Here is a 24,754-nt window from a genome sequence, read left to right as displayed (position 1 = left end):
ATGGTATTTAAAATATACTAATTGGTTGGAGTTCCAACATAGTTTCCGAGAACACATTATCCGAATTCGGGAGACGAAAAGGCGCTCGAGTCGAGCACAACGCAGGGGGAAACGGCGATCGGAAGCGGGGAGATTAGCCCAGAAGCCGACGGACGAATCCGCGTTCGTCAGTCGTCGAGTCCGCCGAATCGGCGTCTCGGTGCTCGAGGACGAGTTCGTACTGATCGATGAGTTCCTGTCGTTCGGACTCTCTGGCTTCGAGTTCCCGCTCGAGGGCGGCGATCCGAAGGCGGAGGCGGGTTCGTTCGATCCTGGCTGAGAGGGGGTCTCGCATTCGAGGCGTTGATTCGGTGTGTTCGGCAGGCGCACGATCCTGCCGAGTGGTACTGTCACTGGCGGTTCGCTGGACGCAGTGGGTGGGGGTCTCGGGAGGCCGATACTCGACGGACATCGATCACATATAGGTTTTCTGGCCGCAAAAGGTTCAGTCAGTCGACCGTCAGACGCGTCAGACAGAGCGCAGACGGGTGAACGACAGGTGACAGTGAGTTTGAGTATCCTCCCGACGTCACTCGCGAAGGTGCTCGAGGACGCCCTCGGTGTCGTTCGGGACCGGTTGTGGCTCGCTCCCGGCGGCTGCCGCCGCGTCGGGGTCTTTGAGCAGGTGGCCCGTCGTGAGACAGGCGACGCGTTCGTCGTCGGTAACGACGCCCTCGGCGCGGAGTTTCCGGAGGCCGGCGATCGAAGCGGCGGAGGCGGGTTCGACGCCGATCCCTTCCGCCGCGAGGTCTCGCTGTGCGTCGGTGATCTCTTCGTCGGAGACGGCGACGGCGGTGCCGTCGGTCTCGCGGATACCGGGCAGCGCCTTCGGCGCGTTCACCGGGTTGCCGATCCGGATCGCCGTCGCGCGCGTCTCGACGTCCTCCCAGCGTCGAACCTCGTCGGCGTCGTTCTCGATCGCCTCGACCATCGGCGCGGCACCCTCCGCCTGTACGCCGGTCAGTTTCGGTACGTCCTCGAGCGGAAGATCCCCGACCTGAACCAGTTCGCGGAACGCCTTGTACAGCGCCGAGGTGTTGCCGGCGTTGCCGACCGGGAGCACGATCCGATCCGGAAACGCGCCGTAATCGTCGCGGAAGGTCTCGAGAATCTCGAGGCCGATGGTCTTCTGGCCCTCGAGCCGGAACGGGTTCAGCGAGTTCAGGAGATAGGCCTCGCCGCGGGCGGCCAGTTCCTGAACGATGTCGAGACAGGAGTCGAAGTTGCCGTCGACCTCGAGGATCCGCGCGCCGTGCAGGCTCGCCTGCGCGATCTTGCCGGCCGCGACTTTTCCCGCGGGGAGGAGAACGAGCGTTTCCATCCCGCCGCGCGAGCCGTAGGCCGCGAGCGCCGCGCTCGTGTTCCCGGTCGAGGCGCAGGCGAGTCGGTCGACGCCGAGTTCCTTCGCGACCGCGACGCCCACGGTCATCCCCCGATCCTTGAACGAACCGGTCGGATTCATGCCTTCGTGTTTGATTCGCAGGGCCTCGACGCCGACGTCGTCCTCGAGACGCGGTACCTCGTACAGCGGCGTCGCGCCCTCCTGAGTCGTCACGCCCGACTCGAGCGGGAGCGCGTCGGCGTATCGCCAGACGCCACGACCCTCGAACTCGTCGAGCGAGGGGAGGTCGGTGTAGCGGACCTCGAGCAGTCCGTCGCACTCGTCGCAGGTGTAGCGAATGTCCGCGAACGGCGGGAACGTTTCACCGCACTCGATGCACTCGAGCCAGGCACCGTCTTCGGCGTCGACGGGAGGTTCTGGCCGTTCCGCAGCAAGACTCAGACTCATTATCGGCGAGAAGAGCGGGACGGGCAAAAAGTGAGTGGGTTCGTCCTGTCCGGTACCGCCCGAATCGGCCTACTCGAGGAGCCAACTCAGCAACGCCTTCTGTGCGTGCAGCCGGTTCTCCGCCTGATCGAAGACGATCGAGCGGTCGCTCTCGATGACGCCGTCGGAGATTTCCTCGCCGCGGTGGGCGGGCAAACAGTGCATTACCGATGCGTCGGGTGCGTGCTCGAGTAGGTCCGCGTTGACCTGAAAGCCCTCGAAGTTGTCCATTCGAACGTCGCGTTCGTCCTCCTGGCCCATGCTGATCCAGACGTCGGTGTAGACGACGTCGGTATCCGCGACGGCCTCGACGGGGTCGGTCGTGGTCGTGAGCTCCCCGCCCAGATCGGCCACCCGGTCGACGACCTCGTCGTCGATCCCGTAGCCGGCGGGCGTTGCGACGGTCAGGTCGATCCCCGCGAGCGCCGCGCCGATCGCAAACGACTGGGCGACGTTGTTACCGTCGCCGACCCAGGCTGCCGAAACGTTCTCGAACCCGCCCTGTTGCTCGCGGATCGTCAGCAGATCGGCGAGCGTCTGGCAGGGATGGGCGTCGTCGGTGAGCCCGTTGACGATCGGCACCGAGGAGTACTCCGCGAGGACTTCGATGTTCTCGTGTTTGAAGACCCGAGCCATGACCGCGTCGACGTACCGCGAGAGCGTCCGCGCGGTGTCTTTGAGCGGTTCGCCGCGACCGAGTTGAATGTCGTCCGCGCCGAGGAACACGGCGTGGCCGCCGAGTTGGGTCATCCCCGTTTCGAAAGAGACCCGAGTCCGCGTACTCGGCTTCTGAAAGATCATCCCGAGCGTCTGACCCGAGAGGTCCTCGTGGTTCTCCCCCTGTTGCTGTGCTCGTTTGTACCGCTCCGCGCGCTCGAGGATCGTCTCGAGTTCCGGAGCCGAGAGGTCGTCGATGTCCAGTAAGTGTCGTGTCGTCATTGGGTATCACCGCGAAGGTCGGTCGCGACGGATTCGAGAACCGAAACGGAACGATCGAACTCAGACAGCGACAGGCGTTCGTTCGGGGCGTGATCGAGATCCGAGTTGCCGGGGCCGTAGGTCGCCATCGGACAGTCCCAGGTGCCGGCATAGAGGTTCATGTCGCTCGTACCGGTCTTGCGCAGCAGTCTGGGGTCTGCGTCCTGCTCGCGGATCGCCGCGCGAAACGCCCGCGCGACTTCGGTCCGCGGGCTCTCCATGACCGGCGGGATCGGCTCCGCCCAGGAGACGGTGCCGATTTCGAGTTCGGCTTCGGCGGTCTCGCGAACGGCATCTGCGGTGAGCGTCGGCGGGATGCGCAGTTGTACCTCGAGCGTCGTCTCGACCGACAGGCCGTCCGCGCTCGAGCCACCGTCGACGTCGACGGGTTTGGCCGTCACGCGCTCGAAGACCGGGTGGTACTCGTCGTCCGCGAAGGCGTCCTCGACTGCCGTCCACCAGTCGATCGCGTGCTGGATCGCGTTCGGTTCGGGCCGGGAGGTATGCCCGGACTCGCTGGTCGCGACGTAGGTTCCCGCGAGAAAGCCTCGATAGCCGAGGGTGATCCCGGTCGCGCCGCTTGGCTCGCCGTTGACGACGGCGTCGGGTTCCTCGCGGTCGACGACTAGGTGGCGCGCGCCGCGGGAGTTGGTCTCCTCGCCGACGACGCCGACGAAGGAGACGCCCGTTCGAACGGCGGCGACGGCCATCGCGGCGAGCGGGCCGGTCGCGTCGACGCTCCCCCGGCCCCAGAGGACGTCCTCGCCCTCCTCGCTTGCGACCTCTGCCTCGAGGTCGTCCGCGTCGGCCGGACGAACTTCGACGGGAATCTCGCCGGGAACCGTGTCGACGTGGGAGGTCAGCAAAACCGCGTCGTCGGCCGGCGCGCGAACGTTGCCAACGTCGTCGATCCAGGCCTCGCGGCCGTTTGCGGTGAAGAACTCGACGAGGCGTTCGGCCGCCTCGCGTTCCTCGCCGCTGGGCGAGGAGATCGAGACGAGATCGGTCAGCAGGTTCCGCGCGTTCTCGGGCGTGACATCGGTCGGTTCGGGTTTGCTCGCGTTCATACGTACTCAGGAGTCGGATGCGACGACCGCCGTCAGCGCGTCCACGAGTTGGTCCGCGTCGTCCTCGCCGATCACCAGCGGCGGCAGCAGGCGCAGGACGGTCCGCCCCGCGGGCAGCGCCAGAACTTGTTCGTTCATCGCTAGATCGCGGGCGGCCCGGTTCGCACCGCGTTTCAACTCGATCCCAATGAGCAGTCCCTCGCCGCGAATTTCGCGCACTTCGTCGCCGATGGCGGCCTCGAGTTCCGTGGTGAGGTACTCGCCCATCTCGGCGGCGTGGGCGGGCCACTCCTCCTCGACCAGCGTCGAGACGGTCGCGTGGACCGCCGCGGTGACGACGGGGCCGCCGCTGAAGGTGGCGTTGTGCGAGGCCGCGCCGTCGGCGATCCAGTCGCCGACCGCGATCGCGCCGACGGGCAGGCCGTTTCCGAGACCCTTCGCCGTCGTCAGGATGTCGGGCGTGACGCCCGCGTTCTGACAGGCCCACATCGATCCCGTCCGGCCCATGCCGGTCTGGACCTCGTCGAAGACGAGCGCCGCACCGGCGTCGTCGGTGAGTTCTCGGGCAGTCTCGAGGTAGCCCGCCGGGGGGACGTTGATCCCGCCCTCGCCCTGGATCGGCTCGAGAATGACGGCTGCGGTCTCGTCGTCCACGGCAGCCGCGAGTTCCTCGCTATCGCCGTAGGGGACGAACGCCACGTCGCCGGCCAGGGGTTCGTAGGGCTTCTTGTACTTGTCTTTCCAGGTGGCCGCGAGCGCCCCCATCGTCCGGCCGTGGAACGAGCGGGTCGCGGCGACGATCTTCGACTCGCCCGTCGCCGAGCGGGCGAACTTCAGCGCGGCCTCGTTGGCCTCGGTGCCGGAGTTACAGAACCAGGCCTGATCCAGTCCGTCGGGCGTCGACGCGACGAACGAAGCGTAGGCGTCCTCGCGCGACTGTACGGGATAGGATGAATCGACGAACATCAGATCTCCAACCTGATCCTGGACCGCGTCGACGACCGCCGGATGGGAGTGTCCCAGCGGCGTACACGCGAAACTCGCGCCCGCGTCGATGTACGCCGTGTCCTCCGCCGTGTAGAGGTACGGTCCCTCGCCGCGTTCGATGCCGATCGGCTTGCCGCCGGATACGAAATCGTGGTCGCTCATTCTGTGGCCTCCGTTTTCGCGTTCTCGTCGTTCTCGAGCGCCTCGGGCAACAGGGTCGTCCCGTCGCCGTCGAGCGCGCTCGTGATCGGTTCGTCCGCGTTCGCGTCGGCGACGACGACCGAGGCCGCCCCGCCCTCGAGCGATTCCTCTGCCGCCATCACCTTCTTCGTCATGAACCCTTCCGCGGCGTCTTTGACCGCCTCGAACGCCGCGGGCGTCGCCGCCTCGTCGATCTTCGTCGACTCGTCGTCGGGATCCTCGTAGATCCCCGATACGTCGGTCAGGAGGACGAGGTCCGCCTCGAGCGCGCCCGCGATCGCCGCGGCCGCGCGATCCGCGTCGGCGTTGACGGCGGTGTAGCCGCCGTCTTTCTCCTCTCCGAGTACCGGAACGGAGACGACAGGCGTGTACGAACTCGAGAGCAGCGTCTCGAGTAAGTCCGCGTTGACCGACTCGATCGTCCCCGAGTGGTCGCCGCGTTTGATCTTCTTCTTGCCGTCCTCTTTGACCCTAACTGCGGATTTTCGCTTGCCAGAGAGCAACTTTCCGTCGGTGCCGGTGAGCCCGACCGCGTCGACGCCTTCGTTCTGCAGGGCCTCGACGAGATCCGTGTTGAGCTTCCCCGGCATCACCATCTTGAAGACGTCCATCGTCCGCTCGTCGGTGAATCGGCCGACGACGCCGCCTGGCGTTTCGACGTAGGTCGGCTCCTCGCCGAGTTCCTCGAGCGTCTCGTCGACGGCTGTCGAGCCACCGTGGACGACGACGACGGATTCTCCATCGTCCATCAGCTGTGCAACGTCGCCCAGCGCACCCTCGGGATCGACGGCGCGCGCGCCGCCGATCTTGACGACGGTCACCATCTACGGCGCCCCCACGGGGTGTAGTCCCGTAAACTCGAGTCCGGCGGTCTCCTCGAGACCGAGCGCGATGTTCGCCGCGTGGACGGCCTGACCGGCCGACCCCTTCATCATGTTGTCGATGGCCGAAAAGACCACGACGCGCTTGTTCGACGGATCGAGTTCGAAGCCGACTTCGGCCATGTTCGTTCCCGCGATCGCCTTCGGTTCGGGGTATCGATAGACGCCCGAACCGCCGGCGGCCATCCGGACGAACGGTTCGTCCTCGTACTCGCCGCGGTAGGCCTGCCAGAGGTCGCCCTTCGAGACCGGTCCCGACGGGAAGACGTGACTCGTCGCGCTCGCGCCCCGGACCATGTCCACGGCGTGGCAGGTAAAGGAGACCGAGGTGCCGAGGAACTGTTCGATCTCGGCTTCGTGTCGGTGTCCCGTCGGCGCGTACGGGCGGACGACGCCCGAGCGCTCGGGGTGGCTCGAGGCCTCGCCGCCGCCCGCTCCGCCTTCGGAGGAGCCGACCTTGACATCGACGACGATCTGTTCGTCACCGTCGAGGACGTCGTGCTCGAACAGCGGGTACAGCCCGAGGATCGTCGCCGTGGCGTTACAGCCGCCGCCGGCGATCAGCTCCGCGCCCGCGAGGTTCTCGCGGTTGATCTCGGGGAGAGCGTACTCCGATTTCTCTAAGTACTCCGGCGCGTCGTGGCCGTCGTACCACTCGTCGTACTGGGCCTCGCTCTCGAGGCGAAAGTCCGCCGAGAGGTCGACGACGGTGTCCGCGACGTCGAAGAACTCGTCGATCTGCCCCATCGACACGCCGTGTGGCGTCGCCGCGAAGAGCACGTCGACGCTCTCGAGATCGTCGGGTTCGGTAAAGCGCAGGTCCGTCCCGCGAAGCGGCGGGTGAACGGAGCCGACGCTCTTGCCTGCTTTCGACCGGCTGGTCACTTCGGCGAGTTCGATGGTCGGATGACCGGCGAGCAGTCGCAGGAGTTCGCCGCCGGTGAAACCGCTTCCGCCGATGATACTGGCGGTAACCGTTTCGGTGTCCGAGCCGACGTCGTCCAGCGAGTCGACCGCCATCAGACGGTCACCTCGAGTTCGGCGTCGGACGCCGCGACGGCTTTCCGTTCGATCCAGTCGACGACGGTGCCCGCAACGTCGGTCTCGACGGCCGAATCGAGCGCCTTGAACTCGACGGTGTGGTTGACCTCGTGGACGGTGTAACTGTCACCGGTCTCCATGAGGTCGACGCCGAGCAGTCCGCCGCCGACGGCGTCGCTCGCGTCTTGAACGAGGGCTTTCGCTTCCTCGTCGAGTTCGAAGACGTCGGTCTCGGCACCTTTGGCGGCGTTCGTGAGCCAGTGATCCGAGGAGCGAGCCATCGCGGCGACCGGTTCGCCGTCGATCGCCAGCACGCGGATGTCGCGACCCGGCTTCTCGACGAACTCCTGGACGTAGAACACCTTGTGCTCGTAGTGGCCGAGCGTCGCCTTGTGCTCGAGGATCGCCTCCGCGGCGTCTCGAGAGTCGATCTTGGCCATCAGGCGACCCCACGAGCCGACGACCGGCTTGAGGACGCAGGGGTAGCCGAAGTCCTCGATGGCCTCGAGCGCGCTATCTTTGGTGAACGCGACGGTCGTCTCGGGCGTCGGTACGCCCGCAGCCTCGAGCGCGAGGCTGTTTTTGACCTTGTCGGCGCAGATGTCGGCCGTCTCGTTCGAGTTGATAATCGGGATGTCGTAGGCCTCGAAGAACTTCGTCGCGTACAGGCTCCGGCTCGTCGCGAGACAGCGATCGATCACGATGTCGAGATCGGCGAACGAGTCGGGCGCTCCCGAGACGTCGAACGTCTGCTTGCGGACGTCGATCTTTTCGACCTCGTGGTCGCGGTCGCGAAGCTCCGAGAGGAGCAGCTTCTCGTCCTTGCGGATTCGTGAGTAGAGGAGTCCTACTTGCAAGGTTACTCACCCCAGTCCTCTTCGAGCTCGGGGGCCCGTTCGAGGACTGGCGGCGCGGTGTCGACGACTTCCAGCTCTGCTCCACAGGTCGTACAGTCAACGATCTCTCCAACTTCCAGATCGTCGTGCAGGGCGACGTCCGCCCCACACTCGACGCATTCGGTCATTGTACTCCCAACTGGGAGGTGATTACCCTTAAACCTGTCGAACCTAACAGCACAATTACAATACTGCACGCCCCACTAACGGTGCCTACGTGTCTTTTTCAGGAATATCCACACCGATATATCAGAATGCAGTTGTATATTGGCCCCGCGGGGGCCGCCGGGGTGACGGGGGCCTGAACCCGATTGGGGCCAGACCGGCCAGAGAGTGTGTCGAAATCGCGTCACACATACGCACCCACCTCCTGGCGGAGCGACGCGCGTGCGCTCGCGAGCCGGTCCTCGAGGTCGTCGAGCCCCTCCCGGTCAGCCTCGAGCGCCTGCCGACCGGACTCGAGCTGGTCTCGGACGGCCGACGGGGCGGGTCCACCCTGCGAGTCGCGACTGGCGACGCTCTCGGCCGGATCGAGTGCCGCTTCGACCGCGGCCGGATCGACGTAGCTCTCGAGCGGTTCGCCCAGAACCTCGGCGGCCGCGGCCTCGACGGCCTCGAACTCGTCGTCGGTGTCCGCTTCGGCCGCGCGTGCGACCACCTCGTGGGCGGTCCGGAACGGCAACCCGTTTTCCGCCAGCAGATCCGCGACGCCGGTCGCCGTCGAGAAGCCGGCACCCGCCTCGTCGGCGAGTTCGGCTTCGTTCCAGTCGGCCGTCGCGACCGCACCCGCCGAGACTTCCGTCGCTTCGTGGACGGCATCGATCGTCTCCCAAGCGTGGGGCGTTGCGCGTTGCAAGTCGCGATTGTACGCGCGCGGGAGTCCTTTCAGCGTCGTCGTCAACCCCTGTACCTCGCCGGCCGCGTCGCCGGCGACCGCGCGAACGAGTTCGAGCGTGTCAGGGTTTTTCTTCTGGGGCATGATCGACGACGTCGAGGAGTAGTCGTCCGAGAGGGAAACGAAACCGCGGTTCGCGAAGATGATCACGTCCTCGGCGAGCCCCGACAGCGTCGTCGCGTGCGTCGAGAGCGCCTGGGTCGTCTCGAGCAGGAAGTCGCGGCTCGAGGAGGCGTCCATCGAGTTTTCGAGGACGGAATCGAAGCCGAGCAGGTCGGCCGTCCGCTTGCGGTCGATGTCGAAGGTCGTCCCGGCGAAGGCGGCCCCGCCGAGCGGTGACTGGTTGATTCGGTCGTACGCGTCCAGCAGTCGCGCCGTATCGCGGCGGACGGCGTTCTCGTAGGACAGCGCCCAGTGGCCCACCGTGCTCGGCTGGGCCGGTTGGAGGTGCGTGTAGCCGGGCATGGTGGTTTCGACGTGTTCGTCGGCGACCTCGAGCAGGGCCTCGCGAAGTGCGAGGGTCGTCTCGATCGCGGAGAGAACGTCCTCGCGGAGGCGATACCTGATGCAGGTCGCCACCTCGTCGTTGCGCGAGCGGGCGGTGTGCATCTTGCCGCCGTCGGGGCCGACCTGTTCGATGACGGCGGTCTCGATCGCCTCGTGGACGTCCTCGCCGTCGGGGAGGTTCTCGTGGCCCTCGACTTCGATCGCGTCGAGCGCGGTGAGAATTTCGCTCGCGACCGTCGACTCGATGATCCCGCGCTCGGCGAGCATCACGACGTGGGCGCGATCGACCTCGAGATCCGCCTCGAAGATGCGCGCGTCGGCCTCGAGCGAGGAGAGAAAGCTCCGTGCGGGCCCGCCGCTGAACCGCTCACGGCGGACGACGCCCTCGCTGGTTCCGTCGGCGTTCCCGCCGTCAGCGTTCTCTCCCGTCATGGTTATTCCTCACTCGAGTCGTCGCCGCCGTCTGTCGCGACCGAAACGGCGTCGCCGTCGATGTCCTCGATCGCGGCGTTCGCGAGACGGCGCTGGAAGCCGTGGTACTTCGCGACGCCGGTTGCGTCTTCCTGTTTGATCTTGCCGACCGTTTCGGTGTCGAAGGAGGCGTGGGCCGCCGAGTACGCGGCGTACTCGCTGTCGCGAGCGACCGGACGGGCCTTGCCGCCCTCGAACCTGATCGTCACGGTCCCGGTGACGCGTTTCTGGGTCTCGGCGATGAATCCCTCGAGCGCGTCGACCAGCGGCGCGTCGATCAGGCCCTCGTAGCCCTTCTGGGACCACTGCTGATCGATCTGCTGTTTGAACTGGCGCTCTTCCTGTGTGAGCACGAGTCCCTCGAGGGCCTCGTGGGCGTTGAGCAGCGTCGTCGCCGCCGGGTGCTCGTAGTTCTCGCGAACCTTGAGACCGAGCATGCGGTCTTCCATCGAGTCCGTGCGACCGACGCCGTAGGAGCCGGCGAGGTCGTTGAGCGTCTCGATCAGGTCGATCGAGTCGTACTCCTCGCCGTCGATGCCGACGGGATATCCCTGTTCGAACGAGATCTCGATCTCTTCTGTCTCGCCGGTCGGCTCGTCGGTCCACTCGTAGATGTCAGTCGGCGGAACGTAGCTCGGGTCCTCGAGCTCGTCGCCCTCGACCGAACGGCTCCAGAGGTTGGTGTCGATCGACCAGTCGCCGCCGCTGCCGCCCTCGACGGGCAGGTCCTTCTCGTCGGCGTACTCCTGTTCCCACTCGCGCGTGAGCCCGAGCTCGCGAACCGGCGCGATGACCTCGAGGTCGGAGTCGCGCCAGATCGCTTCGAAGCGAAGCTGGTCGTTCCCCTTGCCCGTACAGCCGTGGGCGATGCCGGTACAGTCGTTTTCTTCCGCGACCTCGAGAATCGCCTCGGCGATCACCGGGCGAGCGAGCGCGGTTCCGAGCGGGTAGCCCTGATAGGTCGCGTTCGCGCGAACGCTCTCGAGACAGAGCTGTGCGAACTCCTCCTTGGCGTCGACGACGTAGTGTTCGAGGCCGAGCGCCTCGGCCGTCTCTTCGGCCTCGTCGAACTCGGAGGCGGGCTGTCCGACGTCGACGGTGACGCCGATGACGTCGTCGTATCCGTACTCTTCCTCGAGCAGCGGGACACAGACCGTCGTGTCCAGGCCGCCCGAAAACGCAAGTGCCACACGTGTCATATCGTACTCGAGTGAAACGGCAGGGGAGACTTAAATTCATTGGTTTTAACTGCGTAAAAATACGACAGCAGCGCCGCTATCTACGAAATCGGTAGTTCGTGAGTTGGAAAATCGTCGGTGGGGAAAGGAGATAGTTCGGGCTCAACGAGCCCGCCGCGGTCGCCGCCGGGAGACGAACCTGTCGGTCACGGAATCGCGGTTCCGAACGCCGACCAGATTGCTCATTGTCCCCAATGAGCGACTCGATGTACTTAAAACCTTCTTGTAGCGGCGACACGAACCGCCTCGCAACAATCCCTCGAGTCGGCGGACGAGTGTTAGAGGCGCCGAGCTATTCCTCGTCGGATTCCTCGGACAGCGTCAGGACGTTCTCGCGACCGATCCGGAAGACATCGACCTCGTCGTCCTCGCGCAACCCACGTACGACCTGGCTCGTCTTCGCTTCGGTCCAGTCGAGTTCCGAGACGACCTGCTGTTGTTTGAGTCGACCGCCTCTATCCTCGAGGAGCTGTAACACCCGCTCTTCGTTACTCAGCAGTTCTGGAGGGGGAACCGTCCCCTGATCGGCATCGGTGGCAACAGACTCCGCCGGTTCGGCATCGTTCTCGGGGGCCGTTACCGGCTCGTCACCGTCGCGTCTGAACAGCCATCCCGCAACGACCGCAGTCGTCGTGACGGCGACGAGCACCGCTGCGGCGGCGAGCGTTTCGACCGGCATCGACTGCGGGTCGTCATTTCCGGCCGGCGACTCGTTCGGCGGTTGACTTTCTTCGATCAGTTCGACCTGCAGCGGTTGTGTATCGAAGCCTGAGCTCTCACCGTCCCACGTCGCCACGTTGTCCTCGACCGATTGTGGCTCTGGTTCGACAGTGGTCATGTTGTAGGTATCGGGCCAACTGATCCGTAGCTCAGAGGCATCATCGAGCATAAACCCGGCGAGTGCATCACCCGCTTCCATCCGGTTCAGTTCGACGTAGGCGAACGACTCCCACTCGAAGGAAAACTGGACGTGCCCGTACTCGCGAGGGTTCGAGGTCTCGTCCGTTTCGACGGTGAACCCGGAGAGGTTCATGTCCCGACCGGTTTCGTTCTGGCCGTCCTCGAGCGTCTCCTGCCAGCTGCCCGACTCCTCCTCGATGTAGGTCTGGTTGTTCGAATTGACGTCGTCTCTAAGGTTTTGCCATTGTGTCTCACTCTCGTTGAGACGGTACTGGTAGTCGACGAAGACGGTCGCGTTGCCGTCGGGCTGGAGTTGTATCTCGGTCACGATGGTATCAGCATCCTGGAGCGTCAATTCGTCCGCCGAGTCCTGCTGTACCACGGCGGGAGAACTCGAGCCGATGTCGGCCATCGCAACTGCTGGCGAGCCCACCACGAACACCACACTCGTCACCACGAGCACACAAATCAGGGCGCGAAGCCCCTTCCCGACCATTGTACGGTGATGGTGTGGCCGTCTAAATAGGTCTTTCCGACTCCGACGACAGTACTTATAGGAAAGTCATCCAAAGCAGAACGTATGATCGATACCCGCGGCTCCATCGAAGTCGAAACGTTGTTGAAAATCGTACTCGCGCTGCTCGCCGTCTGGCTCGTGCTCTCGATCGTCGGCATGGTCGTGAGCTGGCTGCAGGCGATCCTTCCGATCTTGCTGTTGGGCACCATCGTGCTGATCGTCCTCTGGTATCTCGACATCGTCTGAGCCCCTTTCACCGACCGAAGAAACTCGAACCGAACACTGATACGATGCCGAATCCAACCCGCAGACTACGTGTACAGCGTCAACGTCCCCGTTCCCGGCGAGGCTCGAGCGCTCGCGACGGAACTCTATCCGTCGCTCCGAGCCTTCGAGGCGATTCGGGAGAACCATTCGATGGTCCTCAAGCGACTCGGCGACGACGGACACATCTCACAGCTCCAGCACCGGTTCAATCGCGCGCTCGAGGGAACGGCCCCCGTCGAAGCCCAAATTACTGGAATCGACTACTTTTCCGACCCGCCGCTTGGAACCGCTCCCGTCGTCTATCTGGCCGTCGACAGCCCGGGCCTCGAGTCGATCCACCGCGAGTTGCTCGCGGAGTTTCCGCCCGTCGACGGACTCGAGGGACCTGACTACGTGCCACACATTACGCTCGCTCGGGGCGGGTCAGTCCATGACGCAAAACGACTCGCGTCCCGTGATCTCGAGCCGATCGCGTGGACGGTCGACGGCCTCGAGTTCTGGAACGGGACGGAGAAGGTGCCGGTGAGTCGGATCTCCCTGTCAGAACGACGAACCGACTAACTGACCTTCCGGTCGAGGTGGAGCGAGGCGAATACAGCCAGAAATTATTACACGTCGCTCTCGGAATCACTCTCCATGCACAGACGAGCGTTTCTGGCGACCGCGACGATCACCCCGCTTGCAGGGTGTGGAAGCGTCCTGGGCGGCAGCGGCGTCGATGCAACGTTAGACGACGAGACGCGGGCCGAATTCCGGGCCGACGAGGGGACCGAACTGACCGCCACCGTCGACGTTCGGGAAATCGCAGAGACCGGCGAGGGAATGGACGAGGACCCGGACGTCGAACGCGATTCGATCGGGTTCCAGATCCAACACGAGGAAGAAGGGCCGATCGAAACGTGGAGCGTCGAGGATTCCGGGACGTTCGACGTGACGGTCGAGAACAGTGGCACCCATTATGCGGTCGTCATGAGCGGGACCGCCGACGTGACGATCGAGTGGTAGCCCGTACCGATCAGCGAAAGCGGGCCGCTCGAGCGATCCCACACTGAATTACGGCTCCGGCGGATCGCCGTCGTACCGGTCGTGATCCGCGTAGAAGTTCAACATCGCGAACTTGAGTTTCTCGGGGTCGATATCGATCAGCTCCTCGCGCTCCTCGATCGGGAACGTGCTGTTGACGCTGTACTTGCCGAGGTCCGACTTCGCTCGAGCGGCGTACCGCCGGTCGAGGACGGCCCGGACACCGACGTCCTCGGGCGAGCGGATCACCCGACCGAGCGCCTGTCTCGTCTTTCTGACGGTCGGGATCTCGACGGCGTAGCGCCAGCCCGTGTCGGTACCGTCGAAGGCCGCGTCGTAAGCCTCCTGGACGGCCTCGGCCCGATCGTCGAGGTGCGGATAGGGAACCCCGACGACGAGGACCGTCGTGGCGTCGTCGCCGTCGAAGCTCACGCCCTCCGCGAGGGTTCCCCACAGCGACGTACACAGGACGGCGTCGTCGTCAGCGACGAACTCCTGGCGCAGGTCTTCGACCGCCACGCCCGGTTCGTCGCTGTAGACCGACGCGGTGGGTGAACGGTTCTCGAGCCGGTCGGCGTACCGCGTTGCCTCGGCGTAGTTGGGGAAGAACGCGAGCGTGTTTCCGGGCGTGAGCCGAACCGCGTCGGCGATCGCGTCGGTGACCGCCGTCTGAACCTCCGGGTCGTCTCGATCCGAGGAGAAAAGCGGCGGCGTTTCGACGGCGTAGGTTCGACGATTCTCCTCCGGGAACTGGAGGCCGTAGGCCATGGTCACGGGCTCGGAGAGGCCGAGAACGTCCTCCGTGACGTCGAACGGCTGGAGCGTCGCGCTCATCAGCACCGTCGAGTGGACCTCCTCGAACAGTTCGCCGGTCACCTGTCGCGGGAGGCAACTGTAGAGTTCAGCGCGACCGTAGACCTCGTCGGTTCCCGCGTCACGACGGACGGAGACGACCGGGTACAGCCCCTGGCTCGTCCCCTCGTCCATCCACGCGCTGACGAACTGAGCGGCCTGTAAGGTCTGACACTCGGTTCTGGTCGCGGTCTCTCCCTCGCGGTACTCCTCCTCGTACTGCTCGTCGAGTCGTTTGCCGAGTTTCAGCGCCGCCTCGAGATCCGAGTCGATGCCCTGGCCGGAGTACCGCTGCAGGAAGGAAATCGCCAGATCGTCCCGGCCCTCCTCGTTGCTGATCGGGACGTCCTCCCAGTTCTCGCCGATCTGCTCTCGCCTGCCGAACCCGAACGAGTCCTCGTAGGTGTCGACGAGAGCAGTTGCGAACGCGCTGATGACGTTCGTCGCCTGGTCGGCCAGCGGATCGTCGGCGTCGGCGAGTTCGTCGAGCGCGGAATCGAACGTTCGTTCCGTACAGGTCCGCGTCGCGTGCTCTCGAGCGGCGTCCTCGACGTTGTGCGCTTCGTCGAAGACGGCGATGACGTCGGAGGGATCGCGTCCGAGCCAGCGGAAGAACTGCTCGCGGATGCCCGAATCCAGCAGGTGGTGGTAGTTACAGACGACCAGATCGACGCCCTCGATCCCCTCCTTGAGGAGTTCGTAGCCACAGAGTTTCCGCTCGTCCGCGTACTCGTAGATCTGGTCGGGGGTGCGCACGTCCTCGAAGAGCCAGCCAAAGAACTCGTCGGTGTCCTCGGTGAGGTTATTGTGGTAGTACTCACAGACGTTCTGCTCGTCGAGGTCTTCGAGGTCGTCCTCGAGTTCCTCGAGTTCGTCCATCACCGCGCTCCGGGCTTCGGCCGCGCTCGAGTCGCCCTCCCGGCTCTCCGCTAAGAGTTCGCGCTGGCGTTGCTCGAGTTGGTCGCGGTCGCGTTCGGTTTCGACGAGCGAGCGGGTGTTGTCACGCAACGCCTGGCACTCCTCGTAGCCGACGTCGATGTGACACATCGAGGACTTGCCCTTGAAAACGATCGTCCGGATCGACTCCTCGCGGGAGATCGCCCGCGCCTCGGCGACGAACTGGCGCATCTGCTGGTGGACGTTCGTCGTGATGACGACCGTCTTGTCCTGCTCGCGGGCGACCTCGAGGGCCGGCACGAGCGAGGACAGCGTCTTGCCCGTTCCGCAGGCGCCCTCGAAGAGGACGTTCTGGCCGCGAACCAGCGAGTTGTACATCCGCTCCATCGCCTCCCGCTGGTTTTCGTACGGCTCTTCGTAGGGGAAAAAGCGCATGTACCCGTCAGTCTCGGCCACGATGAGTGATACGTTCCTCCCGCGATAAAAGGATTCGTCTCGACCCGGCGTACGCACGCACCAACCATACTACCCCGCCGCGCTGAAGGGAACCGATGGCAATCCCCGGCTACGATCCGACCGACGTACACGAGATCACACTCGAGTACCAGGACGACTCCCCGACAGTGCTCGACTCGAGTGGCCACGAGCAAAACGGCGACGGACGAAGTGAGAGCGGGGAACGAGATGACGCGGCTCGGAACCGTGCACACGTCGCGGTCGTCGCCGATCGAGTCCCCGACTCGGTTTCCGTTCGCGAGAGCGATCGGCCAGTGCCGGCCGACGCGCTCACCGAGCCGGTCGAACTCGTTGGATTTGAGGGAGTCGAGGGACTCGAGGCGATCCAGCTCACGCTCGCGTACGATCCCGCGGCACTGCCGCCAGGAGCGAGCCCGACGGATGTCGCGGTCGGCTTCCAGACGCGGACGGGCCCCGAGCAGGTTCCATCGGCGGTTGACCTAGAGCGGACGACCGTCACCGCGATTCTGACGGAACCGCCGGCAGGCGAGACGATCGTCGCGATCCACGCGGTCGACGACGAGGAGTTAGTGGGCCGAATCGAGTGATCGGGTGGCCGCAGGTGTCCGGCTGACCGCACCTGCGGACGGGCAAGCGAAAGGTTCGTCGGGGCCGAGGCGGTACCGTTCGTATGATCGCGATGCTCTCTGACACTCACAGCACCGGCGGCCACCGGCTCGAGGGCGCGCCGCTCGAGGCGGTTCGCGACGCGTCGGCCGTCCTCCACGCCGGCGACTTTACGAGCGCGACGGCGCTCGAGGCGTTCCAGTCCGAGTGTGACCTGCTGTACGCCGTTCACGGCAACGCCGACTCGGTCGCGGTCCGCGATCGGCTCCCGACCGCCCGAACGGTCGAACACGACGGCCTCAGGATTGCAATGACACACCGTCGAGATGGTGGTGAAACGGGGCTCGCGATGTTTGGTCGGTCGCGAGACGCGGACGTCGTCGTCTCCGGACACACCCACCGGCCAGCGGTCGTCGAAACGGACGACGTACTGCTTCTCAATCCCGGCAGCCACGCCGATCCGCGCGGGAACGCGCCCGGATTCGCGACGGTCGAAGTCGGATCTGGCTCGTTCGAAGGACAGTTGCTCGAGACCGATGGGTCCGTTCTCGAAACCTTCAGCGGCCGGTTCTAACCGAACAGCATGCGATCGGTTGCTGTTGGGGGACTACCGACAAATCGACTGCGCCAGCGGAGACCACTGGGCGGATGAGAGGAGAGGGTGGACGGCGGTTGGACGGGCACCGCGATGGAACAGGGCAGCGAATCCGAGCGGACTCGAGCCCTGAATGTTCCGAATGGTGTGAGCCGGTCGTGGACCGGCCGATGGCGGGACCAGCGGGCAGCGCCCCGGTCTCGGGAATGTCAGTAGGCGATGGAGGGCAGGCGACCGGGACATCACTGGCTACACCCCCCACAGAGAAATACCCGCGGTAAGCTAAAATCCCAGTTTTAGCTAGGGAAATCGCCTGGAGGAGGGAAATCACCTCTCGAACTGATCGGGAAATCGGTCACTACAGTGACGGGTCGCTCGAGGTCGAAACGATTTTGCGACGCCCCGCCGTATGGCTCGCCAATGCTGGACCTGCTCCCCGACGACCCGGTCATCATCGTGGTGGTCGTGATACTGCTGTCGCTGATCTTCTTCTCATACCTGCTGGTCCGCCGGACCATCCTCGAGTTCCGAGAGGGGATGGACGGCGAACGATAACCGCTGATCACGAACTCGCCCCCGCGACAGACGATCGGTCGACCGCTGTCTTCTCTCTCGGTCGAGCGCAGTTCCGTCGCTCAGCAAATCAGCTTCGTCAATCAAATCGGCTTCGTCACTCGGTCTGGACGGTCGACAACAACGAAGATCAGCGCGGTTACTTTACCGACAGATTCATTTCGGTGTCACGTCTGCGATGGACTGAATGGTCCCCACTCCAACCGAGCCGGACGAATACGCGACCGATCCCGACGGGGACCCGAACGGGTTCTGGTGGCACGTCGGCCGAATCACGGATCGACTGGACGACCTGGCGGTGTTCGGGCTGGTTCCGCTCCTGACGGCGCTTTTGAACGTTTCTAATGTTCGACGGACGCTCGCGCCGAACCGGGAACTTTCTATCAATCTCGAGTTCGCCTTCCCGTCGACGCTGCTCGATCTCTGGTCGCTTACCACCCCGCCGGAACCTGCCCCTGCGAGCACGGGCGGCGTGTATGGACCGCCCGCGACGGGCCCGACGAGCCCAACCGGTGGGAGCGGGTTCAGCGGCGGCGGACCGACACCGGGCGGTACCGATCTGACCGTCGACACGCCGTTCGACATCGTCGCCGGCTTGCTCGAGTCGATCGGACTCGCCATCCTTCCGCTCGTCGTCATCGGGGCGATCATCTCCGTCGTCTTCCTCGGCGTGCTCGAGGCGATCTACGTCGGCGGACTCGACAGGCGACTCGAGCACGAGCGGATCGAACCCATCGCGTGCGTCCTGCAGTACGCGCCGCGACTCGTCCTCTATAATCTCCTCATCGTCGGTGTGTTCGCGGTACTGGTCCCGATCGTGCTCGTCGCACCGCCCCTGTTGCTCCTCGCGTTCCCCGTAATGATCCTGGTCGCGTATCTCTTCTATGCCGCCCCGTTCCTGTTCGTCGTGGACGACGCCCGCTTTCTCGAGGCCTTCCGCCGATCCCACGGGATGGCGGTCAACGGCGGCGCGTACTTCTGGTTCGCAGTCTGGCACGCCGTGACCGCCGTCGTTGCCTCGATCGTCCTCTCGATCCTGGTGAGCATCGGCGGGCCGGTCGGATTACTCCTCGCGGTCGGTCTCGCAACGCCGCTCGGACTCGTGTTGACCGCGGCGACGGTGTCTTTCCTCCGCGAACTGGTCGAACTCGAGGGACAGCGATGGACGATGTAGCGGATCGAATCGGGTGATCTGCTGCGGTGTGTTTTCGAACCGGGGAGACCGTCGTCGGTGGTCACTTCCGAAACCAACCGGATCACAAACCGTTTTTCACGGACGGGTCCGACTATCCGGGTATGGACCCACGCATTCGCGAACACGCCGAAATCATCGCCAATCACTCCGTCGATATGGAGGCGGGCGACAACGTCGTCATCGACGCCCATCCAGTCGCCGAAGACCTCGTCGTCGCCCTCCACGAGGTGATTGGCGACATCGGCGCGAATCCCGTCGCGACGAGTCAGCGAACCGGCACCCGAAACCGTCGCGCGTATCTGAAAGCCGCGGGAGCCGATCTCGCAGACGACGAGTTCGAAACGCCCGAACACGAGCGGGCGCTCATCGAGAACACGGACGTCTACATCGCGATCCGGGCCAGCGACAACGTCACGCAGACGAGCGACGTCGATCCGGAGGTCAGCGCCGCCTACCGGCAGGCCCAGCGCCCGATTCTCGAGGAGCGGCTCTCGAAGCGGTGGTGTCTCACGCAGTATCCCGCGCCCGCGAACGCCCAGCTCGCGGAGATGAGCACCGAGGCCTACGAGAACTACGTCTGGGACGCCGTCAACAAGGACTGGGAAGAGGTTCGCGAACACCAACAGCAGATGGTCGAGATCCTCGACCCCGCCGACGAGGTGCGCATCGTCAGCGGCGACACCACCGACGTGACCATGTCGGTCGAGGGCAACCCGACGATCAACGACTACGGCGAGAACAACCTGCCCGGCGGCGAGGTCTTCACCGCCCCCGTCCCCGACAGCGTCGAGGGCGAGGTGCTGTTCGATATGCCGCTGTACCACCAGGGTCGGGAGATCACGGACGCGTATCTCGAGTTCGAAGACGGCGAAGTCGTCTCCCACTCGGCCGAAAAGAACGAAGAGACGCTGACCGAAGTGCTCGAGACCGACGACGGGGCCCGGCGGCTCGGAGAGCTGGGAATCGGAATGAACCGCGATATCGACCAGTTCACCTACAACATGCTGTTCGACGAGAAGATGGGCGACACCGTCCACATGGCCGTCGGTCGAGCCTACGACGACACCGTCGGCGAGGACAACGAACAGAACGATTCCGCGGTCCACGTCGACATGATCGTGGATATGAGCGAGGATTCGTTCATCGAAGTCGATGGCGAGGTCGTTCAAGAGAACGGGACGTTCGTCTTCGAGGAATAGCGACTGCGACGAACGGAGTGAGTCGCGGCTTTTTCATCGAAGTTTTTGCGTGAGCGGTTGTCGAAGACAACCCGAACGGAAAAAGTTCGGAGTGATTCGTTCATCGAAGTCGATGGCGAGATCGTTCAAGAGAACGGGACGTTCGTCTTCGAGGAATAGCGACTGCGACGAACGGAGTGAGTCGCGGCTTTTTCATCGAAGTTTTTGCGTGAGCGGTTGTCGAAGACAACCCGAACGGAAAAAGTTCGGAGTGATTCGTTCATCGAGGTCGACGGCGAGGTCGTTCAAGAGAACGGGACATTCGTCTTCGAAGAATAGCGACTGCGACGAACGGAGTGAATCGCAGCTTTTTCATCGAAGTTTTTGCGCCGAGCGGTTCCGAGCGGACTACTCGAGCTACTGCGTGTTCGTCATCCCGCCGTCGACGACGAGCGATTCGCCGGTGACGTAATCGGAGAGGTCGCTCGCGAGGTACAACGCGGCGTCGGCGACGTCCTCGGGTTGGCCCGCGCGCCTCGAGGGAATCGCCTGCACGAACCCCTCTTCTGCATCGGTCCCCATGATCTCGACGTCCTCCGTGGTCATCGTCGTCTCGATCAGGCCGGGATGGATAGCGTTGACGCGAATCCCCTCCGGGCCGAGGTTCGACGCCATCGCGTAGGTCAACAGTCGAATTGCACCCTTGGTTCCACAGTAGGTGATGTAATCGGCCGACCCCTCGAGTCCCGCGACCGACGAGAGGTTGATGATCGACCCGCCGTCGGCGTCGACCATTCGTTTGGCTGCAGCCTGCGCCCCGAAGAAAGTTCCCTTGACGTTGATGTCCATCATCCGGTCGTAGGTCTCCTCGTCGATCTCGAGGAACTCGTCCTCGTGGAAGATCCCCGCGTTGTTCACCATGATGTCCACCCCGCCGTACTCCTCGGCGGCGTCGACGGCGTCCTCAAGGTCCGACCGACTCGTGACGTCGCACTCGACGTAGGTCGCGCTGGCGTCCGTTTCGGTGTCGATCAGCTCGTGCGTGGGTTCGCCGCCCTCCCGCGGTTCCTCCTGAATATCCGCGATCACGATGTCAGCCCCTTCGCTCGCGAATCGCCGAGCCATCGCTCGGCCGTTCCCACTCGATGCGCCGGTGATTACCGCAACGCGGTCTTCGAGCATTGGTGACATTGCATCGAGACGGACCACGAGTACACTAATAAAATCGAGCGGGGAACATCACCTCGAGCGACCGAGCCGCAGCTGTCCGTGGCGGGACCCGGTCGAGATCCGCCTAGCTCAGTCCGCCCCACCGTACTCGAATCGGTCCAGAATGGTGCTCCGGTCGTTCGCGTTCCAGACGACCTGTATTTCGCCGCCGTCCGAATCGAGCCCCCCGTCTGAGTCTTCAGCGAGCGTGATCGAATCGCCGGTCGAGGTCGAGTTATCCCACGAGTTGCTCTCGACGCCGCCGCTGTCGTCGCCCGTCGTTGCGGAAATCTCACCGGTCATCCCGTTCCCGGTGATCGTTACCCCCGCGGCGTCGAAGTCGTCACCGCCGGCGTGGGCGATCGTCACCGTCTCGTTGTGTTCTTGAAACTCGAGGGTGACCGTCGGCTGTGACGGCTGGTCGGGGACCAGTCCCATGACGAGTCCGCCGATAATCGCGGCCATAATCACGGTGATCCCGACCATGAGGACGATGCCGATGACGGGGCTCACCGCGCGTTCGTCCGCCGATTCCGCTCGCTCGAGTGTAAGTGCGTTCAGATCCATTGGTGGAACAGCCTGTGAACGGACGGTATTGCGAGAGTAGATGCGATTGTCGATCGCGAAGGCGCTCGAGATCCACTGTCGGCGCTGGCTCGCGATCCGCCCGGTTCGACCAGTTCTGTGGAAGCCTTCTTCGTTTTCTATTAAAAACTCTCGCGCGTGCTCACCGTCGGGGGAGTCTCGAGGTCGTTCTTCCGTAACAGGGACAGAATCGTTCGATTCGGAACGCTGTGGTGAGCGATAGAAAACGCTAGCAGACGAAGGGGATTGTACGTAGCTCGAGAAATCCGAATTTCTGAATGAAACCGAAACGAACCCTCCCGGACGTCTATGCCAACCAATTCGAGGCTGACGAACAGGGAGAACGCCTGAGCTATTGTTTTATAGAAGATACGATGGGATTCGAACCACGGTCGCAGCGAGGTGCTCTCTGATTCGAACCCATCGTGGTCCGTTCGACGCGCTTCGCCGGTGCTCGGCGTCTTCTCACGGGCACAATGGGATTCGAACCCACGACCGTCGGATTAGAAGTCCGACGCTCTATCCAGACTGAGCTATGTGCCCTCGAGTACGGTTCACCCCCCAAAGGCCATAAGCAGTTGGGATTTCCCTCAGCCGCGGACCCGATAGCGCGACGCGACGACCGGAGGCGGTGGCTCGGTCGCTGTCAGGAATCCTCGAGTCACGGGTGATCGAGACTGACGGAGGAACCGCTCGAGACGGTCCCCACCGAGTCACTGTAGTCCGGCCGACGAGACACAGCCCTTATGCGGCCTTCGCCTGTATCTCTCCCCGATGCACGTCATCGGAACGGTGGGATTGCCCGGCAGCGGCAAGGGCGAGGCAGCCACCGTCGCACGCGAGGAGGGAATTCCTGTCGTGACGATGGGCGACGTCGTCCGTCAGGAGACCGCCGACCGCGGACTCGATCCCGCGAAAGATCACGGCACCGTCGCGCAAGCGCTTCGCGAGGAGAACGGCCCGGCGGCGATCGCCCAGCGGTCGCTGCCGATGATCGAGGACCGCCTCGAGGACCACGAGGCCGTCCTCGTCGATGGCATCCGGTCGGGCGTCGAGGTCGACGCGTTCGAAGAGCGGTTCGGCGCTGAGTTCACGCTGGTCAGTATCGAAGCTCCCTTCGACCTCCGCGCGGAGCGAATCGACGCGCGCGGTCGCGACGCAGACGAGGACGACGGCGGCGAAGGGCTCGCGGCGCGCGACGAGCGCGAGCGCGGTTTCGGCATGGACGACGCGATGGAGCGAGCGGACGTGGTCGTCGAAAACACCGACTCGCTCGAGGCGTTTCACGATCGAATCCGAACCATCATCCGAGACGGCGAACGACGGGTGCACAATTCATGAGCGCAACGCAAACCGAAATCTATCGCATCGACATCGAGATCACAGCACCGGTCTACGACACCGAGGTCACCGCTCGAGTCGCCGACGCCGTGCGGAACGTCTTCCCGAACGCCGACCTAGAGGAGAGCCTCGGCGAGATCAGGGGCGAAGCGCACTCGATGGAGCAGTTTTCGGAGCTCCTGCACCGACAAGAGATCCTCGACACCGCCCGCGGCGAGTTCTTCTCGAATCGGGAGGGACAGACCTTCAGCTTCGCGCTGAAAAAGCAGGCAGCGTTCGAAAACAGGGTGAACTTCTCCGTCGGCGAACCCGACGAACTCGGCGAAATCGCGGTCCGCGTGCGCGTCGACGAACCGACGCTCGAGGAGTACGTCGATCACGTCGCGCCGCCGACCGAAGACGGGCGGCCGGTCGACGGCTGATCGTCGCAGTCTTCTGTTAATTCAGCGGCGTTAGCAGTTCTCGGCGGCCTCGAGGGCGTCTTCGCCGTCGCTTTGGGATTGTTGTGCGTCAGCGATATTGGCGTTATCGGCAGCGGTCGCGCCCTCGGCGAACTCCGTCGCGGCGGTCTCGAGGTGACCGCTCTGACAGTGGGCGGTCTCGGCGTACTCCGCGAGGCCGGACGGCGCGTCCGACGCCTCGCCGGCGAACGTCTCCGTCGCGTCGCCGAACGAATCTGCCGCGCTCTCGAAGGCCGTCGCCGCGCGTTCGTACTCGCCCCCGTCGAAGCGTTCCTCGCCCTCCCCGAGCGATTCGTGGCCGGCGAGCATCGAGTCGTAGCCCGACAGTATCGACTCGACGGAGCCGAGCACGTTACCGATCGTTTCGATTCCCGACTCGACGCGGTCGAGATCGACGACCGAGTGTTCCTCGAGTCGGTCTCGGTCGAGGTTCTCGAGGGTCGCAACCGCGCCGTCGTAATTCTCGCGAGCCCCGTCGATCGACTCGCGATGGGTCTCGAGGGTGTCCTCGACAGTCGACGTGTCGCCGCCCGCCATTTCACCGGAAATTGCCTCGACGTCCGCCGCGAGCGAGTCGTCCGTGAGGGTCTCGAGGACGGCGATCATCGCCTCGAGGACGTCGGCGTAGCTGGCCAGTTCCGCGGCGATGGCCGAGTCCTCGACCGACTCGAGTTCGCTTCGAGCCGCATCGATAAACGATCGGGGTTCGTCGGCCGAGAAGTCGGCTTCGGTCGGGTTCTCGAGGCCGCTTTCGGCGCCTTCGATCGAGATTGCGGCCTTGTTCAACTTGCCGACCGCGCGGTTGATAGCGCGCGCTTCGTCGCGGTGGTCATCCGGAAGCTGTTCGCCATCCTCGGAGCCGAGGACATCGCCGAGACAGCCGGCGAGAGAAGAGACGACGGCGAGACCGCCCGCGGTCGAGAGATACTGACGTCGATTCATACTGGCCCACGCGTCTACGGTGGTATGAAACTGATGGCCGACGTGATTACGAGCGAACAACTCGAGCGCTCCGTTCTCGGTTCGCTCGATACTCGGGTCAGCTCGCG

At 64.3% G+C, this 24,754-nt stretch carries 26 protein-coding genes and 1 tRNA gene; 10 read left to right on the top strand and 17 right to left on the bottom strand.

Features of this window, described 5'->3' with window-relative positions; translation table 11 throughout:
* Positions 1-133: 133 nt before the first annotated feature.
* From BM348_RS01975 to BM348_RS01920, 12 genes are all read right to left on the bottom strand, one after another.
* Entirely contained in the window at positions 134-334 is a 201-nt protein-coding gene (locus BM348_RS01975; protein WP_092901236.1) for a hypothetical protein, read from the bottom strand.
* Positions 335-568: 234 nt separating this feature from the next.
* Positions 569-1,828, bottom strand: coding sequence for a threonine synthase (thrC, locus tag BM348_RS01970; RefSeq protein WP_092901233.1), 1,260 nt, complete (start codon positions 1,826-1,828; stop codon positions 569-571).
* Between the two features lie 69 nt (positions 1,829-1,897).
* Positions 1,898-2,806, bottom strand: coding sequence for an ornithine carbamoyltransferase (argF, locus tag BM348_RS01965; protein ID WP_092901230.1), 909 nt, complete (start codon positions 2,804-2,806; stop codon positions 1,898-1,900).
* Positions 2,803-3,912, bottom strand: a complete 1,110-nt coding sequence (locus BM348_RS01960) for a [LysW]-lysine hydrolase (RefSeq protein ID WP_092901227.1) — start codon at positions 3,910-3,912, stop codon at positions 2,803-2,805. The genes argF and BM348_RS01960 overlap by 4 nt, the downstream gene beginning before the upstream one ends.
* 6 nt (positions 3,913-3,918) lie before the next feature.
* Positions 3,919-5,061 carry an aspartate aminotransferase family protein gene (locus BM348_RS01955; RefSeq protein WP_092901224.1) on the bottom strand — a complete coding sequence of 381 codons (1,143 nt, stop codon included), beginning with the start codon at positions 5,059-5,061 and terminating at the stop codon, positions 3,919-3,921.
* Positions 5,058-5,924: an acetylglutamate/acetylaminoadipate kinase gene (locus tag BM348_RS01950; protein WP_092901221.1), complete on the bottom strand. Its 867-nt coding sequence runs from the start codon at positions 5,922-5,924 to the stop codon at positions 5,058-5,060. The genes BM348_RS01955 and BM348_RS01950 overlap by 4 nt, the downstream gene beginning before the upstream one ends.
* On the bottom strand, positions 5,925-7,001 hold the full coding sequence (gene argC / locus BM348_RS01945) for an N-acetyl-gamma-glutamyl-phosphate reductase (protein ID WP_092901218.1): 1,077 nt from the start codon (positions 6,999-7,001) through the stop codon (positions 5,925-5,927).
* Positions 7,001-7,879: a lysine biosynthesis protein LysX gene (gene lysX / locus BM348_RS01940; RefSeq protein WP_092901215.1), complete on the bottom strand. Its 879-nt coding sequence runs from the start codon at positions 7,877-7,879 to the stop codon at positions 7,001-7,003. The genes argC and lysX overlap by 1 nt, the downstream gene beginning before the upstream one ends.
* Before the next feature lie 2 nt (positions 7,880-7,881).
* Positions 7,882-8,046 carry a lysine biosynthesis protein LysW gene (lysW, locus tag BM348_RS01935; RefSeq protein WP_049951598.1) on the bottom strand — a complete coding sequence of 55 codons (165 nt, stop codon included), beginning with the start codon at positions 8,044-8,046 and terminating at the stop codon, positions 7,882-7,884.
* A 221-nt stretch (positions 8,047-8,267) separates the two neighbouring features.
* Entirely contained in the window at positions 8,268-9,752 is a 1,485-nt protein-coding gene (gene argH / locus BM348_RS01930; RefSeq protein ID WP_092901212.1) for an argininosuccinate lyase, read from the bottom strand.
* Positions 9,753-9,754: 2 nt separating this feature from the next.
* Positions 9,755-10,990 carry an argininosuccinate synthase gene (locus BM348_RS01925; RefSeq protein WP_092901209.1) on the bottom strand — a complete coding sequence of 412 codons (1,236 nt, stop codon included), beginning with the start codon at positions 10,988-10,990 and terminating at the stop codon, positions 9,755-9,757.
* Between the two features lie 331 nt (positions 10,991-11,321).
* Positions 11,322-12,425, bottom strand: coding sequence for a helix-turn-helix transcriptional regulator (locus tag BM348_RS01920; RefSeq protein ID WP_092901206.1), 1,104 nt, complete (start codon positions 12,423-12,425; stop codon positions 11,322-11,324).
* An 84-nt stretch (positions 12,426-12,509) separates the two neighbouring features.
* Between BM348_RS01920 and BM348_RS01915 the strand changes: the two genes are divergently transcribed.
* The 3 genes from BM348_RS01915 to BM348_RS01905 all read left to right on the top strand — a co-directional run bounded on the left by BM348_RS01915 (position 12,510) and on the right by BM348_RS01905 (position 13,718).
* Positions 12,510-12,692 carry a DUF7554 family protein gene (locus BM348_RS01915; RefSeq protein WP_092901203.1) on the top strand — a complete coding sequence of 61 codons (183 nt, stop codon included), beginning with the start codon at positions 12,510-12,512 and terminating at the stop codon, positions 12,690-12,692.
* A gap of 69 nt (positions 12,693-12,761) precedes the next feature.
* Positions 12,762-13,274 (top strand): 2'-5' RNA ligase family protein, encoded by a 513-nt coding sequence (locus tag BM348_RS01910; protein ID WP_092901200.1) that lies wholly within the window; start codon positions 12,762-12,764, stop codon positions 13,272-13,274.
* 75 nt (positions 13,275-13,349) lie between these two features.
* Positions 13,350-13,718 carry a hypothetical protein gene (locus BM348_RS01905; protein ID WP_092901197.1) on the top strand — a complete coding sequence of 123 codons (369 nt, stop codon included), beginning with the start codon at positions 13,350-13,352 and terminating at the stop codon, positions 13,716-13,718.
* A gap of 48 nt (positions 13,719-13,766) precedes the next feature.
* Here the strand turns inward: BM348_RS01905 and BM348_RS01900 are convergent, their stop codons facing one another.
* Positions 13,767-15,941 carry an ATP-dependent DNA helicase gene (locus BM348_RS01900; RefSeq protein WP_092901194.1) on the bottom strand — a complete coding sequence of 725 codons (2,175 nt, stop codon included), beginning with the start codon at positions 15,939-15,941 and terminating at the stop codon, positions 13,767-13,769.
* Positions 15,942-16,036: 95 nt separating this feature from the next.
* On the opposite strand from BM348_RS01900, the gene BM348_RS01895 reads away from it, so the two are divergent.
* The 5 genes from BM348_RS01895 (at position 16,037) to BM348_RS01880 (ending at position 20,130) form a co-directional block, all read left to right on the top strand.
* Positions 16,037-16,549, top strand: a complete 513-nt coding sequence (locus BM348_RS01895; protein ID WP_092901191.1) for a hypothetical protein — start codon at positions 16,037-16,039, stop codon at positions 16,547-16,549.
* Between the two features lie 83 nt (positions 16,550-16,632).
* Positions 16,633-17,142: a metallophosphoesterase gene (locus BM348_RS01890; RefSeq protein WP_092901188.1), complete on the top strand. Its 510-nt coding sequence runs from the start codon at positions 16,633-16,635 to the stop codon at positions 17,140-17,142.
* Positions 17,143-17,583: 441 nt separating this feature from the next.
* Entirely contained in the window at positions 17,584-17,718 is a 135-nt protein-coding gene (locus BM348_RS22145; protein WP_281244654.1) for a DUF7859 family protein, read from the top strand.
* Between the two features lie 205 nt (positions 17,719-17,923).
* Complete coding sequence (locus tag BM348_RS01885) at positions 17,924-18,910, top strand: hypothetical protein (protein ID WP_092901185.1); 987 nt, start codon at positions 17,924-17,926, stop codon at positions 18,908-18,910.
* A 122-nt stretch (positions 18,911-19,032) separates the two neighbouring features.
* The gene (locus tag BM348_RS01880; protein WP_092903542.1) at positions 19,033-20,130 is read left to right on the top strand and encodes an aminopeptidase; all 1,098 of its coding nucleotides are present in this window, start codon (positions 19,033-19,035) and stop codon (positions 20,128-20,130) included.
* Between the two features lie 396 nt (positions 20,131-20,526).
* Here BM348_RS01880 and BM348_RS01875 read toward each other — a convergent pair whose 3' ends face one another.
* The 3 genes from BM348_RS01875 to BM348_RS01865 all read right to left on the bottom strand — a co-directional run bounded on the left by BM348_RS01875 (position 20,527) and on the right by BM348_RS01865 (position 22,446).
* Positions 20,527-21,300, bottom strand: coding sequence for an SDR family oxidoreductase (locus BM348_RS01875; RefSeq protein ID WP_175507081.1), 774 nt, complete (start codon positions 21,298-21,300; stop codon positions 20,527-20,529).
* A gap of 108 nt (positions 21,301-21,408) precedes the next feature.
* Positions 21,409-21,885, bottom strand: a complete 477-nt coding sequence (locus tag BM348_RS01870; RefSeq protein WP_092901180.1) for a type IV pilin — start codon at positions 21,883-21,885, stop codon at positions 21,409-21,411.
* Positions 21,886-22,371: 486 nt separating this feature from the next.
* Positions 22,372-22,446: transfer RNA gene (locus BM348_RS01865), tRNA-Arg, on the bottom strand.
* 231 nt (positions 22,447-22,677) lie between these two features.
* Here BM348_RS01865 and BM348_RS01860 point away from each other — a divergent pair.
* Together BM348_RS01860 and BM348_RS01855 are read left to right on the top strand one after the other, a co-directional pair.
* Entirely contained in the window at positions 22,678-23,244 is a 567-nt protein-coding gene (locus tag BM348_RS01860) for an AAA family ATPase (protein WP_092901177.1), read from the top strand.
* Positions 23,241-23,666, top strand: coding sequence for an RNA-binding domain-containing protein (locus BM348_RS01855; RefSeq protein WP_092901175.1), 426 nt, complete (start codon positions 23,241-23,243; stop codon positions 23,664-23,666). Before BM348_RS01860 ends, BM348_RS01855 begins: the two co-directional genes overlap by 4 nt.
* 30 nt (positions 23,667-23,696) lie before the next feature.
* Here BM348_RS01855 and BM348_RS01850 read toward each other — a convergent pair whose 3' ends face one another.
* Positions 23,697-24,647, bottom strand: a complete 951-nt coding sequence (locus tag BM348_RS01850) for a hypothetical protein (protein ID WP_092901172.1) — start codon at positions 24,645-24,647, stop codon at positions 23,697-23,699.
* Positions 24,648-24,754 lie beyond the last annotated feature (107 nt).

The organism is Halostagnicola kamekurae (genome assembly GCF_900116205.1).
GTDB lineage: Archaea > Halobacteriota > Halobacteria > Halobacteriales > Natrialbaceae > Halostagnicola > Halostagnicola kamekurae.
This window is presented reverse-complemented; position numbering and strand designations above follow the sequence as displayed.